This window comes from Rummeliibacillus sp. GQ308 (genome assembly GCF_059759115.1).
In genome coordinates, this window is sequence record NZ_JCAXDQ010000001.1 from 1945183 (window position 1) to 1960511 (window position 15329).

Below are 15329 nucleotides of genomic sequence, written 5' to 3' on the forward strand. Positions count from 1 at the left end.
TTATAGCTGCCAACATAATCGTTGGCAGCTATTTTTCAATTCACACTAAAACCCCGCCACCCTATTCCTCCCCTGCTCTTTCGCTCCCTTATACATCGCATGGTCAGCGTTACGGAGAAGGTTTGTAGCATTGTCGGTATCTTCATAAGCTGAAGATACGCCGATGCTTGCGGTGATGTGAACAATAAGGTGCTTGACGTTTTCAAGTAGATCCGGCACGATTTCAAACGGTTGCATTTCAATTCGCTCGCGTAGCTTTTCAGCTAGTAGCAATGCTTGTTGTTTTGTATAGTTTGGCAAGAGGATGACGAATTCCTCGCCGCCATAGCGTGCAAGTGTACCCCTTTCCCCGACTTCTCGTTTCAAGACTGCGGCTAAACCACGAAGTATTTCGTTACCGCTCTCATGACCATATCGATCGTTTATACCTTTGAAATAGTCGATATCGAGCATAATAAGAGACAGGTTGGAAATGGTGTGTTCCTTCAATTCATTCATCTTGGAATTTAGATAATCTTCAAAATAACGATAATTATATAAGCCTGTCAAACCACATCGTTCACTGCTATGTTTTGCTTTTTCTACATACCGAGCCTTTTCTAATGAAACAATAAAGTAGGAGCTAATTAATTCAAGCATTTTCACCTGATAGTCTTGGAAATTATTCTTCTTACGTGATGTTAGCAGTAGTACACCTTCCAATTGATGATTTCGACAAAACGGCAAAACAAGAGCGCTTTGCGTATTCGGAAGTAAAAAAGAGCCACTGTATGGCAACCATTCTTCACGTTTACAAAATACAGTTTTATCTGCACTTTCTATCGTTTCAGATAACAAACTATGGCTTAATTCTTTATGTGTTGCATTCTTTAAGATTTGTTTTCCATTTTCATAAGCTCGTAGTACAGATAATGTACCCGTCTGCTGGCGGCGATCAATCAAATAAAGTCCATCTATAGAAACCATTTTCGGTACGCGTTCAATAAATAAGTCTAGCGTTTCTTCCGAATCCAGTTGATCTGCTAATTGGTGACCAAAATGGGCTGCTTCTGAAAGTTCTTTATTAACTTTACTCGTAGTGGTATAAAGCTGCAATAGTCGTGTAGCCATATAAAATGGAATACCAAGAAGGATTATTGAAAGTACACCTACATACTGACCAAGCAGATAAAGACTAAGACCCATCGGAAGTGCAAACGCACAAATAAGATAATCCCAAGTATCATCAATTGTAAAGAATCTTATCCGTTGTCCTAATAGTATCCCACTGATTTTGATAAGAGCATGATTTGCTGTGATGTTTACAACAATATAGAGCAAACCATATCCTACAATGTCCACTGTGTTCATGGAATGTATATCTCCACCAAGCCACAAAAAAGCTAATCCGCTGAGAAGAGATACAAGGAAAAACATAATAGAATTCCATGGAATCCGATATAACATATTGCGATTTAATTTTAAATTATAAAGTAAAGGAACTAATGAAATCTGAAAAACTACTATTTCAATAAATAATCCAAAACGCAAAAACAAAGCGAGACTTACCCATTGTGTTAAGAAAAAGGGAGTTCCATTAATGAATGCTGGAAACGCCGAGGTTAAAAGGCTTAATGCCGTAAAACCTGCTAACAATGGCCAATTAGTAGCTTCATTCGGCGGATAATATTGATATACCGTATAGATGCTGAGAGGTATGCAAACGATCCATATCATGAAGACCACAAGTTGAAATGCAAACGACTTTTTCACTCCTGCTTTCCTCCCATTCAGCAAATAGATAATGTAAATTATACCACAAGTTAAAATAGTTTCAATTATCAAAAATAGACATTTTTACCCATTTAATAGTTCCTCTCGCCAACTTGCAAGCAAATATAAAGAGCCGGTTATAATGACTATTTCATCATTTTTTTCCTCTATTATATGACGAATATTTTTCTTTGAGACCTCTTTAACATGACTGTTAGATAAGTTATATAAGTTTTCAGCAGGCATCGCACGCTCATTATCTACATCAACAAATGTAAAACCAGTCCCTACTTCTTCTAAAATACGCAAAACGCCTTTTACATCCTTGTCTCTCAACATGCCTACAATAAAGTGTATCTTTTGACCTCTGAACTGTTCTTTAACGGTATCTACTAGTGTTCTTGCACTTGCGGGATTATGAGCTCCATCAATGTATAATTTGCTGGAAATTTTCTCAAAGCGGCCTGCAAGTTCCGCATGGCTAATCCCATTTTGAATAGCCTCTGGGTGAACTTGTATATGTAGATGCTGTGCAACTTGAAGGAATGCTGTGATTGCTAGCGCCATATTGCTACGCTGGTGCATTCCTAGCATGCTACGGTCTAGATTATTAATTCGAAAATTTAGTGCGATATAGGTTTCTGATTTCTCTTCTCCCTCAACAGAGAAATCTTTTCCATATACAAAAAGCGGAGCTTCACAATGCTTGGCTTCTTCTATAAAAACTGCCATTGCATCTTCTGGCAGATTGCCTGTAATTATTGGTCTACCTTGTTTTATAATGCCTGCCTTATGGCCCGCGATACTGGCTAGTGTATCACCCAAAAAGTTTGTATGCTCTAACGCAATGCTCGGCACAACTGAAACGATGGGCATCACAACATTTGTGCTGTCATAAAGTCCACCCATTCCGCATTCAATTAACACAATATCCGCTTGAAAACGCTGGAATGCTAGAAAGGCTGCAACTGTTAGTAATTCAAAATCAGTACATTTTCCGTCTAAATCTGCATCTCTCATGATACTAAAAATGGCAGCTAATTCATCAGGCGCAATTGGCTCCCCGTTTAATTTGATTTGGTCATGTACGTCCTTCATGCATGGTGACATGAAAGAGGCTGTTTTTAAGTCATGGCTTTGAGCTATTCGCTCAATCATTGTAAGCGTAGACCCCTTACCGTTAGTGCCTGCTAAATGAATAACCGGCAAGTTTTTTTCCGGGTGCCCTACTAACTCTAGCGCTTCTTGAATTGCAGTTAATCCCGGTTTAATTGCTGAATCGCTCGATATATGGAAACGTTCCTTATAATAGTCTAATTTAGGTATCAAGGTAAAAACTCCATTCTATGTATTCTACATTTTTCATGCTACACTTTAAAATATATTATAGCACTTGTGTGAGAGGGTTTTGATGATGAAAACATGTTGGATTATATATAATGGTAGCTTAATAAATGATAAGTTTTTAGATCAAGCAAGGTTGATGGCGGAAGCGGCGGAAGCTCTTGATGTGAGACCAGTGATATATAAAAACTATGAGATTATGATGAAGCTTGACGAGGAACTAGAGAAAAAGCCTGACTTTGTGATTTTCTTAGATAAAGATATTTTATTAGCCACTTACCTAAAAAATAAAGGAATCCCTATATTCAATGACCCAGAAGTAATTGAAACATGCGATAACAAAGCAAAACAATACATACAGCTTGCTAGTAAAGGAATACCAATGCCAACAACTATCATTGCACCAAAGGTATATCCTAAATTCACCATAAGAGATAGCGGTTATTTTGAAAATGTACTTAAAACGTTGGGCTTACCTATGATTATAAAAGAAGGCCACGGCTCATTCGGCATGAAAGTGTATCTTATTTCAACCGAAAAGGACTTCTATGAAAAAGTAGATGAATTGAGAGGCGTTGATTTTGTCTTTCAAGAGTTTATTTCCTCTAGCCGTGGCAGAGATATTCGCGTCAATATAATCGGCGATGAGGTAGCAGCTGCTATGTATCGCCATTCGGAAACAGATTTCAGGGCGAATATCACAAACGGTGGCGTTGCAGAAAAAATTGCATTAACAAAGGAGCAAAAAGATATTGCGCTCCGTGCGGCAAAAGCAGTTGGCGCCGAATTTGCAGGTGTTGACCTTCTATTTGGACCCAACGAAGTGCCACTCGTATGTGAAGTGAACGCAGCAGCGCATATTCGCAACTTATATGAAGTGACTGGCATCAATGTCGGTGTGCCATTTATTCAATATATTTTGAAGAAAATTGGGTGATCATATGAAATCATATATCTTATATGAGGAGCAGGATGCCTTCAATAATAGATTTTTTATTAAAGATATAGTTGAAGCTGCTAAGAGAAAAGATGTGGATTTGAAGTTAGTCTTTGTGGATGATTTAGATATCGACAGTTTTCTAGCTCGCTTGGATAATCCTCTATTTGTATGGAACCGCACACGCTCAGCATCTATTGCATCAAAAATACAATCAGCAGGAATTAGAATAGTAAATAAATCATTTGTGAATGACCTGGCAAATAATAAAAGAAAAACAATAGAGTTTGCTAATTCCCTCGGTATTCCGACTGTTCCAATATTAGACGAAGCGCGTGACTTCCCTGTTGTCATCAAAACAGTAGATGGGCATGGCGGCGATGAAGTTGCACTATGCCAGAACGCTGAACAACTTTCGCATTATGAAAAGAAATGGCATAATAGAGCAACACTATTACAACCCTATATCGAAACATATGCCACAGACCTTCGAGCATGGGTTGTTGGTGATCAAATCATTGGCTGCGTCAAACGCGTTGGCAATGATGATTTCCGTTCGAATTACACACGTGGCGGATCAATTGAAAAATATTCTTTATCAGAGACTCAAACGCAACAAATTTTGCTTCTGCAAAAAGCTCTGCAAAGTGACTATATCGGCATCGACTTCTTACTTCTTCCGAACGGTGATTGGATGTTAAATGAAATCGAGGACCCTGTCGGAGCAAGATCTTTTTATGAATTGTTTAACGATGATTTGGCAGAGATTTTGGTGAATTATTTGGTTGACAGTATATAAAGTCTTTGCGGCTGCAATACTTTTTATTCACACTAGAAAACCGCCCTATCCAAAAGGGCGGCTTTTTCTTTACATATTCTTTAATTCAGCAATACGTTTTTCTACTGTATTAAATTTCTCTAGGTAGTCTGCTTCTTTTTCACGCTCTGCAGCAACTACATCTTCAGGGGCTTTGGATACAAAGCGTTCATTGTTTAGCTTACCTTGAACACGTTTGACTTCTTGTTCCCATTTTTTCAATTCGTTTGTAAGTCGTTCGATTTCTGCTTTCACATCGATTAGACCTTCAAGCGGTAAGAAAATTTCAGCGCCTGACACGACAGCTGACATGGTTTTCATGTCGACTTGTAGATTTTCACCTAGTGAAAGTGTTTCTGGATTACAGAACTTTTCAATATATGCTTTGTTTTCTTCTAGGACAGCCAGTGTTTGGGCATCTTTTGCAGAAATATACATCGGTACTTTTTTGCTCATTGGTGTATTAACTTCTGCTCTGATGTTACGAACAGCACGAATAATGTCCATCAACAATTTCATATCCTGAGATTGTTTAGCAAAGTGAAGATCATCCTTTACTGTAGGCCAAGAAGCAACAGTAATGGACTCGCCTTCATGCGGTAGATTTTGCCAAATTTCTTCAGTGATGAAAGGCATGAAAGGATGAAGCAAACGCATTGTATTGTCGAGAACATAAGCTAGAACTGAACGTGTCATTTTCTTCGCGGCTTCATCTTCACCATAAAGCGGTAATTTAGCCATTTCAATATACCAGTCACAGAAATCATCCCAGATAAAGCTGTGTAAATGGCGGCCAACTTCACCGAATTCGTATTTATCAGCAAGTCTTGTTACTTCTTCGATGGTTTCATTTAATCGTGTCAAAATCCATTTATCCGCAACTGATTTTTCACCAGTTAGGTCGATCTCTTCATATGTCATGCCATCCATGTTCATCAAAGCAAAACGTGAGGCATTCCAAATTTTATTGGAAAAGTTCCAAACAGCTTCAACTTTTTCAGTTGTATAACGAAGATCTTGGCCAGGTGATGATCCTGTTGCTAGGAAATAACGAAGTGAGTCAGCACCATATTGACTGATTACATCCATTGGATCAACCCCGTTACCTAGTGATTTGGACATTTTACGTCCTTCCCCATCGCGTACTAAACCATGGATTAAAACGTCTTTGAATGGACGCTCACCAGTAAACTCAAGCCCTTGGAAGATCATGCGTGATACCCAGAAGAAGATGATGTCATAGCCTGTAACTAATGCGCTTGTTGGATAATAGCGTTTAAAATCTTCACTATTTACATCTGGCCAGCCCATTGTGGAGAAAGGCCATAAAGCAGATGAGAACCATGTATCAAGGACATCCTCATCACGCGTCCAATTTTCTTCATCCGCAGGAGCAGTTTTACCTACGTACACTTCGCCTGTTTCTTTGTGGTACCAAGCCGGAATTTGATGGCCCCACCATAGTTGGCGTGAAATACACCAATCGTGGACATTTTCCATCCAGCGTGTGTAGGTGTTTTCAAAACGATTTGGTACAAAGTTTACTTTTTCGTTTTCTTTTTCTTGTAATTCTAGCGCTTCTTTTGCAAGAGGTGCCATTTTTACAAACCATTGTTTTGAAAGATAAGGCTCTACTACTACTCCTGTACGTTCAGAATGGCCAACAGAATGCATATGGTCAACAATCTTGATAAGGACGCCTTGCTCTTGTAAGTCTTTCACGAGCTGCTTGCGGCATTGGAAGCGGTCCATACCTTGGTATTTGCCAGCCAATTCATTCATCGTACCATCTTCATTCATTACTTTAATGCGTTCTAAATTGTGACGGTTGCCGACTTCGAAATCATTCGGATCATGTGCTGGTGTCATTTTAACAACGCCTGTACCGAATTCCATATCAACATAATCATCTGCTACAATTGGAAGTTCACGGCCGACAATCGGAAGAATAGCTGTTTTGCCAACTAAGTGTGCATAACGTTCATCGTTCGGGTTAACAGCAATACCAGAGTCACCTAGCATAGTTTCAGGACGTGTTGTCGCAATCTCAAGTTTACCTGAGCCATCTGCTAGTGGGTATTCCATATGATAGAAAGCACCTTGAACATCCTTGTAAATTACTTCGATATCTGACAATGCTGTTTTTGCTTGTGGATCCCAGTTTATGATTCGTTCACCACGGTAGATTAAATCTTTTTCATATAATTTAACAAATACTTCTTTTACTGCATCTGAAAGACCTTCATCCAATGTAAAACGTTCGCGTGAATAGTCTAGAGATAAACCTAGTTTTGACCATTGTTCACGAATGGTGCCAGCATATTCTTCTTTCCATTCCCATGTTTTTTCAAGGAATTTTTCACGTCCTAAATCATAGCGAGAGATATTTTGTTCTCTTAGCTTCGCTTCCACCTTTGCTTGTGTAGCGATACCTGCATGGTCCATTCCAGGTAGCCAAAGCGCATCATACCCTTGCATACGTTTCATACGAATTAAAATATCTTGCAATGTTGTATCCCATGCATGGCCTAGATGCAATTTCCCTGTTACATTTGGTGGCGGAATAACAATTGAGTAAGGTTTTTTCTCGCTGTCAGGCTGCGCTTTAAAATAATCGCCCTTCAACCACCATTCATAGCGGCCTTTTTCAATCGTCTGTGGTTCATATTTAGTCGACATGGATGTGTTTTGTTCTTCCATTAGATCTCCTCCTTAAATGCTCGTTATACAAAAAAATCCCTCACCCTATAAAAGGGCGAAGGAATATTCGCGGTACCACCTTAATTTCAGCATAAAAAAACTGACTCTTCATTGTATAACGGCTTTTCACCGGTTTTTGCTACTTCAATGTTCACAAAAACTGCTCCAGGGCTACATTCAAACGTCTACTTGAGGAACTTTCACCAACCGTTCCCTCTCTAACAAGTAGGAGCGTTCTACTCCTCCCCTTCAAAGCATATATATATAGCTGTATACATTGTAGCGAATAGTCCCTAATTTTTCAAGTTTTTTCGCAAAGCTACTTTTCTCTAAATGACCTACAAAAACCCATCCCTAGCTACATAAAATACTAGGAATGGGTTTTTCATTAAAATAGAAAGGAGCTTCTTCATGAGAAGACGATATAATCCATACTTGCTGCCGCCTTGGTTGCGGAAAACACGTTTCTACTGTAAAGGGATTATTATCCCATTCACATGCTTCCAATTCGTGCGAATCATTATTTTTCCGACAACCTGGGATATTATCATCCTACTGCTCTTTATAGGTCTTTGGTACTTACTACATTCTGACATTATTTAATGGTATTTCCTCAACCGAATAATGTTCCTCTAAATCCCACAGTATTTGACTTAAGATAGATTCATCTTGATCAACTACGATTGGCTTTTCTAGAAGGTCCATTGGCGATTCATTCGTTGTAAGTTGTACAACTTTTTCCGTCTCCGCCACTTGGACCTCTTCATTTTGAACTACTTCTGACTGGGCTTCCACTCTTGGCGTTTCAACCACTTCTTTTTCTTCAACATTTTTATATTCGCAATCTACCTGGCAGCTAATCACGCAAATCCCATTATCGGACACTTTGGTTTGAAGATTTTTTGTGTTTAGGACAACGGTTGATTGGTCAATCTTATCATTTGGCAAGCTTACATTTAGAGGAATAGCATACTCAAAATAGCCTTCATTACCTTCAACATCCACTTCATCTACAAGCGTACTCTCGTTTTCTAACTGCTGCAGCACCTCTTGAGTGTCATCGAATTCCACATTAGCGGCAATGTGGTAAATACCAGTAAGTGATACGGATAATTCGTCCTCTTGCTGTTCCCATCGAGGTGTAATTTTCACTTTGTTTATGCTTGTTGGTTTACCATATATTTCAGGAAAAACGAATGATTCATTTATTTCCCAGGTAATCTTTTTCATATTTACATTCCCTCCTCTATCTTTATCTATATGTACACTTTTGAGTTTATAGAACCAGCTAGTTATCTAATTAATATATTAAAATAGAATTAAGAAATAAAAAAACAGCAGAGCATATGCGCTCTGCTGTATGTCTTAACGTGCTAATTGTTTAAATACTTTTTGGAAGGCTTTCACTGTTTGTGCAATATGTTCTTCCGTATGCGCCGTTGAAAGGAAAACACCCTCAAATTGAGATGGCGGTAAGAAAATCCCTTCTTCTGTCATTAGTGTATAGTACTCTGCAAATAATTGCAGATCAGATGTTTTAGCAGTTTCAAAATCAATAACATTTTCATTTGTTAGGAAGTAACCAATCATAGATCCTGCACGATTTACTGTGTGTGGAATATTGTATGTTTCAGCTGCCTCACGGAACCCTGCTTCTAATTGGTCACCTAACTTTTTGAAGTAGTTATACGACTCTGGCGTTAAATGATTCAACGTTTCAAGGCCAGCTGTCATAGCAAGCGGATTGCCTGATAATGTTCCTGCTTGATAAATTGGTCCAGCTGGTGCAATGTGTTCCATGATTTCACGAGAACCACCGAAAGCTCCAACTGGTAGACCACCACCAATTACTTTCCCAAGACAAGTCAAATCTGGTGTAACCCCAAGATATCCTTGAGCACTGTTGAACCCAACACGGAAACCTGTCATAACTTCATCAAAAATTAATAATGAACCTGCTTTTGTAGAGATATCTCGCAATCCTTCTAAAAAGTCTGGAAGCGGTGGCACGCAACCCATATTTCCCGCTACAGGTTCAACAATAATCGCTGCGATATCTTCTCCATGCATCTCAAAGACCTGTTTTACAGACTCTAAATCATTGTAAGGAACAGTTATCGTATTTTGAGCAATACTTAACGGCACCCCAGGGCTATCCGGTAAACCAAGTGTTGCCACACCTGAGCCTGCCTTAATAAGTAAAGAGTCACCATGACCATGATAAGAGCCTTCAAATTTCAAGATCTTGTCGCGACCTGTATAACCGCGCGCTACACGTATAGCACTCATTGTCGCCTCTGTACCAGAAGAAACCATACGAATCATTTCAATAGATGGTACACGTTTGATTACTTCTTTAGCCAAATCATTTTCAATCACAGTAGAAGCGCCAAAGCTTGTACCTGATTCAGCCACACGTTGAACCGCAGCTACCACATCAGGATGTGTATGACCTAAGATAAGAGGACCCCATGATAATACGTAGTCGATATAATCATTGCCATCTACGTCTGTAATGATTGCACCTTTCCCTTTTTCCATTACGATCGGATCCATATTTACCGCATTAAATGCACGAACAGGGCTATTGACGCCACCCGGCATTAAGTGAATTGCTTCCTGAAAAGCTGCTTTTGATTTTTCATGTGAACGTGTCATTATTTCTCCTCCATCCAACGAACTGCATCTTTTGCATGATAAGTAATGATTAAATCAGCGCCTGCACGTTTCATGCCAAGTAATGTTTCTAATACGACTTGTTTTTCATCGATCCAGCCATTAATTGCAGCTGCTTTGACCATCGCATATTCACCACTTACATTGTAGGCAACAACAGGTAAATCAAAGTTATTGCGAACATCTCGCATAATATCCAAATAAGACAACGCTGGTTTTACAATTAAGAAGTCCGCTCCCTCTTCTACGTCAGATTCAGCTTCACGCATTGCTTCCATACGGTTTGATGGATCCATTTGATACGTTTTGCGGTCGCCGAATTGTGGTGCACCATCTGCTGCGTCACGGAATGGACCGTAATAAGCAGATGCATATTTTACTGCGTAAGACATAATCGGAACATCTTCATAACCCGCTTCATCTAATCCTTTACGAATAGCAGCTACAAACCCGTCCATCATATTAGAAGGTGCGATAATATCTGCTCCCGCTTCTGCTTGTGAAACCGCTGTTTTAGCCAATAAATCTAATGATGGATCATTTAAGATTTTTTCATCTTCTGATACAACGCCACAATGACCGTGAGAAGTAAATTCACATAGACAAGTATCAGCAACTACCACGATTTCAGGGTAATTTTTCTTAATAAAACGAGTAGCTTCTTGGACGATGCCATGATCATGATATGCTTGTGACCCTACTTCATCTTTTTCTGCTGGAAGTCCAAAAAGAATAACAGATGGAATACCAAGAGAAACAACTTCATCCATTTCTTCTCCTAAACGATCAAGTGAGAATTGAAATACACCTGGCATTGATGACACTTCATTTTTAATATTTTCGCCATCGATAACAAAGATTGGATAAATAAAGTCTTCTTTGTGTAAGTAAGTTTCTTTTACCATCGCACGCATCGCACTAGATTGGCGTAAACGTCTATGTCTTTTGAAATGTAAATCTGTCATGATGATCGTCCTTTCTTTTTAGCCAATTCTTCTATAATGGCCAACATCGTATATTTTTCTGGTTTAACATCTACCATTGCTCCGGCATTTATGAGAGCTTGCTCAGTAACATGTCCAATAGCTGCGATTTGATAACCTCTCCAGCTTGTTTGCGGTACGACATATTTATTAAATACATCCACAGCAGAAGGACTCGCAAATATAATTGTTGCGTCCTTTGATTTTTGGATTAATGTCGTTAATTCACTGATATGCTCTGTACTTTGAATGGTTTCATAGACCGTCCATTCATCGACTGGAAACGGCAGCCCTTCCTTTATAGTAGCCTTTGCTAAACTACCTTTCAAGAATAGACAACTTTCAACCTTCCCAGCAACTTTAGGAAATTCGACAACAAATTTATCCGCACTGTATGTAGACGGCATAAAATCAATCTGACAACCTATTTTTTCTAATGCACTTGCAGTTTTCTCACCCACTGCAGCAATCTTGGCTCTGCTTTTTTCTATGCTTAATGAAGCGCGGGCAAGCTTTTGTGAAAATGCTTCTACAGCATTTTGACTAGTAAAGATTAGCCATTCGCTGTTTAAGGCTTTTGCTAGCTTTTCACCATCATTCGAAGAAGTGGCTTCTTGTACAGCAATGAGCGGCAAATGATATACATTGCCGCCCCTTTCTAAAATATGTGAAGATACTGAATGCGTCATCTTCGTGCCAGTCAGGACAATATTTTGTCCACTCAATGGCAGATTAGTTGGCATTTTGCTCAGCCTTTACTTTTTGAATTAACTCATATGCGCCTTGGCTTGTTAGTTTTTCTGCCACTTCTTCTCCTGCAGCTTTTGCATCTTTTGAAGCAACTGATTCTTTATAAAAAACAGAGGCATCAGGAGCAGCTACTAGGCCTTTGAAATTCACGCCATCATTTTCAAAACGTGCAAAGCCAGCAATTGGTACTTGGCAGCCGCCATCCATTGCAGCAAGGAACGCGCGCTCTGCATGAGCTTCTTCCCACGTTGCTTTGTCTGTTAACTTCGCCAGCTCAGATAGTAGCTCTTCGTCATCAGCACGACACTCAATTCCAAGCGAACCTTGCCCTACTGCTGGCAGACATACTTCAGTTGATAGGTATTCTGTAACAACCTCATCACTCCAGCCTAAACGTTTCAACCCTGCAGCTGCTAGGATAATCGCATCGTACTCATCGTTTTCTAGTTTTGCTAAACGAGTATCTACATTACCGCGAATCCATTTGATCTCCAAATCTGGACGTGCAAGCAACAATTGTGCGCTTCTGCGCAAACTGCTCGTACCTACAACTGCTCCTTTTGGTAAATCTGCAAATTTCACATGATTTTTGCTAATGAAGGCATCGCGTGGATCCTCACGTTTCGGAATGCAGCCAATAACTAGCCCCTCTGGAAGTACTGCAGGCATATCTTTCATGCTGTGGACAGCAAAGTCGATTTCTTTGTCAAATAAAGCTTGCTCAATTTCTTTTACAAATAAGCCTTTGCCGCCTACTTTAGACAATTGAACATCCACAATTTTATCGCCTTTTGTCACAATTTCTTTCACTTCAAATTCAAACGGCGCCCCAGCTTTCTTCAATTGGTCAATAAACCAATTTGTTTGAGTTAATGCTAGTTTGCTTCGTCTTGATCCAACAGTAATTTTACGCACGTACATCCAACCTTTCTATTAATACCAAAAATGAAAACTTGACAAACGGCTTCCTAAAAAGAAATTTACAATGATAACAAGGAAGGCATACACATTTGTCCAAGCATACATCGTCGTATGAAGCTTTCCTTTTCGATAGCCATATAATATAAAACAATAGATTAATAGAGAGAGAAAAGACCCTATAATCTTTGTATCTAAAACAGTGAAATGCTCTAACGATGAATAACCCCATTGAAGTCCAAGTATTAAACTAATCAGCAAAATAGGAATACCCACCAATATAGCCCACGTCATGCCTTTTTGTGCTTGATCTAATGATGGTAAACGCGTCCATTGCTTTGTCCACTTTTTCTTCTTCAATACATTGTAAAGAATGAGATACAATGTTGAAAAAACAAAGGATAGCGAAAAGGCTACATAGGATAAGATGGCAAATGTGACATGGAAAAAGAGCAATTCAGAAATAAGTGACTTGCCGACTGGCGAAAGTGCCAACTGATTTGGTGCAAATGTGTGGATAGTCATAAATATAAAACCAATCACATTTAAAAAGAAGACAGGCAAATCGACTCGGTATAAACAATGTAAAAAAATCGAAATAGTAATTAAAAGCCACGCGTAAAAGTAAATTCCTTCAAATAGCGAAAGTATTGGGAATCGATGCGTCTGTATAATATAAAGTCCTAAAAATGCTGATTGAAGTACCCATACTACAGAAATTAACCAAAACGCAATGCGATGGGCTTTCGGGTCTTTATTTAAATAATCGATAAAATAAAAGACAAGACTGATCGCATATAAGACGACCATTGCTTCATGCAGCCTTGTCATCGTCAAATCAGCCATAATATGCTCCTTTGCGACATAAATCTTAAAAAAAGCGTTTCCGCACCTATAGTTTACCACATAGACACGAAAACGCTCTTCTTAAAGTTTCTTAATATGACCATTTTGCATCAGATGCTTGTGCTTCTAATACTGTTTTATCCATTCGCTCTTTTTGTTGAAGCTGTTGTTTTTTCACTTCATCTTGTACATCCTCTTCAATACCAAAAATACGTTGGAACAGCGCTAACTGTTCTTTTGATTTTTGTGAACCGGCCATTTCTTTCGCTTGTAGAATCGGATCCTTGAGCAATTGATTAATAATAGATTTTGTATGTTTATTTAATACTTTTTTCTCACGGTCTGTTAAATCTGGCATTTTATTTTCGATGCTTTGCATTGTTTCAGATTGAATGCGAGCAGCTTTTTGACGAAGGGCTGCAATAACAGGCACAACGCCTAGAGTTGTCATCCAATCTTTAAAATCATTCACTTCTGTATCAATCATGGAAACAATTTGGCTTGCTGCGCGTTCTCTTTCTGCGAGGTTTGCCTCAACAATGCCATGCAAATCATCAATATCATACAAGAATACATTTGGAATATCACCAATGCGCGGATCTAAATCACGAGGCACAGCAATATCTACCATGAATAAAGGTTTGCCTTTGCGAAGTTTCTCAACAAATTGCATTAATTCATGGTCAATAACATATTCTGTTGCACCTGTCGAGCTAATTAGAATATCTGCCTCTAGCAATACACATTGTAGTTCTTGCATGGATTTAGCTGTACCATGGAATTTTTCTGCAAGAGTTTCTGCTTTAGAGAACGTACGATTTATAACAGTTACTTTCCCTACGCCGCTACCATAAAGGTTTTCGACTGCAAGCTCACCCATTTTGCCGGCACCAAGTATAGCTACATGTTTATTTTCAAGAGAACCAAATATTTTTTTCGCCAGTTCTACTGCAGCATACGATACAGACACAGCATTTTCACCGATGGCTGTTTCGCCATGCGCACGTTTCGCAAATGTAACCGCTTGTTTAAATAATTTATTATAAACAGTGCCTGTTACACCAAGTTCTTGCGCTTGTAAAAAGCTTGTCTTTACCTGTCCAAGTATTTGTGTCTCACCTAAAACCATTGAGTCTATACCTGAAGTAACTTTGAATAAGTGCATCATTGCTTCATCTTCTTCACGTATATATAAATGACTTTCGAACGACTCAACAGGAACTTTAAACCATGTTGAAAGAAATTGTTTGACGTAATAACGGCCAGTATGCAGCTGGTCTACTACTGCATAAATCTCTGTACGGTTACATGTAGAAACAATCACGTTTTCTAATATGCTTTTTTGGCTTTGTAATGCTCTCATCGCTTCTGGTATTTCATTTTCAGTAAAAGAAAATTTTTCCCGAATTTCGACGGGCGCTGTTTTATAATTCAAGCCTACTACGATGGTATGCATGAATCTCTACACCTCACACGTTCATTTTCACGATGTCTATTATATCATAAATCGTCATCATTCTTGTTTATAAATTGTGAACACCCTATGACGTATTGACATCTTGTTGTTTAGAATTATTATAATTTATATTTTAGCAAATTATACTTC

At 38.9% G+C, this 15329-nt stretch carries 13 protein-coding genes and 1 other annotated feature; of the genes, 3 read left to right on the forward strand and 10 right to left on the reverse strand.

Annotated elements, in window-relative coordinates; translation table 11 throughout:
* Positions 1-45: 45 nt before the first annotated feature.
* Together AC6CHJ_RS09720 and AC6CHJ_RS09725 are read right to left on the reverse strand one after the other, a co-directional pair.
* Positions 46-1752 (reverse strand): sensor domain-containing diguanylate cyclase, encoded by a 1707-nt coding sequence (locus AC6CHJ_RS09720; RefSeq protein ID WP_498288264.1) that lies wholly within the window; start codon positions 1750-1752, stop codon positions 46-48.
* A gap of 84 nt (positions 1753-1836) precedes the next feature.
* Positions 1837-3081, reverse strand: a complete 1245-nt coding sequence (locus AC6CHJ_RS09725; protein WP_498288266.1) for a bifunctional folylpolyglutamate synthase/dihydrofolate synthase — start codon at positions 3079-3081, stop codon at positions 1837-1839.
* A gap of 85 nt (positions 3082-3166) precedes the next feature.
* Here AC6CHJ_RS09725 and AC6CHJ_RS09730 point away from each other — a divergent pair, with 85 nt between their 5' ends.
* Positions 3167-4033, forward strand: a complete 867-nt coding sequence (locus AC6CHJ_RS09730) for an ATP-grasp domain-containing protein (protein ID WP_150284958.1) — start codon at positions 3167-3169, stop codon at positions 4031-4033.
* A gap of 4 nt (positions 4034-4037) precedes the next feature.
* On the forward strand, positions 4038-4832 hold the full coding sequence (locus AC6CHJ_RS09735; RefSeq protein WP_498288268.1) for an ATP-grasp domain-containing protein: 795 nt from the start codon (positions 4038-4040) through the stop codon (positions 4830-4832).
* Positions 4833-4901: 69 nt separating this feature from the next.
* On the opposite strand, the gene AC6CHJ_RS09740 is transcribed toward AC6CHJ_RS09735, so the two are convergent.
* Positions 4902-7550: a valine--tRNA ligase gene (locus tag AC6CHJ_RS09740; RefSeq protein WP_498288270.1), complete on the reverse strand. Its 2649-nt coding sequence runs from the start codon at positions 7548-7550 to the stop codon at positions 4902-4904.
* A 48-nt stretch (positions 7551-7598) separates the two neighbouring features.
* Positions 7599-7812, reverse strand: a binding site (T-box leader).
* A gap of 149 nt (positions 7813-7961) precedes the next feature.
* On the opposite strand from AC6CHJ_RS09740, the gene AC6CHJ_RS09745 reads away from it, so the two are divergent.
* Entirely contained in the window at positions 7962-8153 is a 192-nt protein-coding gene (locus tag AC6CHJ_RS09745) for a YszA family small membrane protein (protein WP_147195848.1), read from the forward strand.
* On the opposite strand, the gene AC6CHJ_RS09750 is transcribed toward AC6CHJ_RS09745, so the two are convergent.
* The 7 genes from AC6CHJ_RS09750 to hemA all read right to left on the reverse strand — a co-directional run bounded on the left by AC6CHJ_RS09750 (position 8133) and on the right by hemA (position 15179).
* Positions 8133-8780: a hypothetical protein gene (locus tag AC6CHJ_RS09750; protein ID WP_498288272.1), complete on the reverse strand. Its 648-nt coding sequence runs from the start codon at positions 8778-8780 to the stop codon at positions 8133-8135. The two genes, AC6CHJ_RS09745 and AC6CHJ_RS09750, sit on opposite strands and share 21 nt — an antisense overlap.
* A 135-nt stretch (positions 8781-8915) precedes the next feature.
* On the reverse strand, positions 8916-10208 hold the full coding sequence (hemL, locus tag AC6CHJ_RS09755; protein ID WP_498288274.1) for a glutamate-1-semialdehyde 2,1-aminomutase: 1293 nt from the start codon (positions 10206-10208) through the stop codon (positions 8916-8918).
* On the reverse strand, positions 10208-11191 hold the full coding sequence (gene hemB, locus AC6CHJ_RS09760; RefSeq protein ID WP_066788596.1) for a porphobilinogen synthase: 984 nt from the start codon (positions 11189-11191) through the stop codon (positions 10208-10210). Before hemB ends, hemL begins: the two co-directional genes overlap by 1 nt.
* Complete coding sequence (locus AC6CHJ_RS09765) at positions 11188-11952, reverse strand: uroporphyrinogen-III synthase (protein WP_498288276.1); 765 nt, start codon at positions 11950-11952, stop codon at positions 11188-11190. Before AC6CHJ_RS09765 ends, hemB begins: the two co-directional genes overlap by 4 nt.
* Positions 11942-12874 (reverse strand): hydroxymethylbilane synthase, encoded by a 933-nt coding sequence (gene hemC / locus AC6CHJ_RS09770; protein WP_147195858.1) that lies wholly within the window; start codon positions 12872-12874, stop codon positions 11942-11944. The genes AC6CHJ_RS09765 and hemC overlap by 11 nt, the downstream gene beginning before the upstream one ends.
* An 18-nt stretch (positions 12875-12892) precedes the next feature.
* Positions 12893-13723, reverse strand: a complete 831-nt coding sequence (gene ccsA, locus AC6CHJ_RS09775) for a cytochrome c biogenesis protein CcsA (protein WP_066788609.1) — start codon at positions 13721-13723, stop codon at positions 12893-12895.
* A gap of 91 nt (positions 13724-13814) precedes the next feature.
* Positions 13815-15179, reverse strand: coding sequence for a glutamyl-tRNA reductase (gene hemA, locus AC6CHJ_RS09780; RefSeq protein ID WP_150284724.1), 1365 nt, complete (start codon positions 15177-15179; stop codon positions 13815-13817).
* Positions 15180-15329: the final 150 nt, after the last annotated feature.

Bases quoted from the DNA above. Each gene is read 5' to 3' on its own strand.
- AC6CHJ_RS09750 (WP_498288272.1), bottom strand. From the start codon at position 8,780: ATGAAAAAGATTACCTGGGAAATAAATGAATCATTCGTTTTTCCTGAA.
- AC6CHJ_RS09740 (WP_498288270.1), bottom strand. From the start codon at position 7,550: ATGGAAGAACAAAACACATCCATGTCGACTAAATATGAACCACAGACG.
- AC6CHJ_RS09765 (WP_498288276.1), bottom strand. From the start codon at position 11,952: ATGCCAACTAATCTGCCATTGAGTGGACAAAATATTGTCCTGACTGGC.
- AC6CHJ_RS09745 (WP_147195848.1), top strand. From the start codon at position 7,962: ATGAGAAGACGATATAATCCATACTTGCTGCCGCCTTGGTTGCGGAAA.
- ccsA (WP_066788609.1), bottom strand. From the start codon at position 13,723: ATGGCTGATTTGACGATGACAAGGCTGCATGAAGCAATGGTCGTCTTA.
- hemB (WP_066788596.1), bottom strand. From the start codon at position 11,191: ATGACAGATTTACATTTCAAAAGACATAGACGTTTACGCCAATCTAGT.
- hemL (WP_498288274.1), bottom strand. From the start codon at position 10,208: ATGACACGTTCACATGAAAAATCAAAAGCAGCTTTTCAGGAAGCAATT.
- hemA (WP_150284724.1), bottom strand. From the start codon at position 15,179: ATGCATACCATCGTAGTAGGCTTGAATTATAAAACAGCGCCCGTCGAA.
- AC6CHJ_RS09735 (WP_498288268.1), top strand. From the start codon at position 4,038: ATGAAATCATATATCTTATATGAGGAGCAGGATGCCTTCAATAATAGA.
- AC6CHJ_RS09730 (WP_150284958.1), top strand. From the start codon at position 3,167: ATGAAAACATGTTGGATTATATATAATGGTAGCTTAATAAATGATAAG.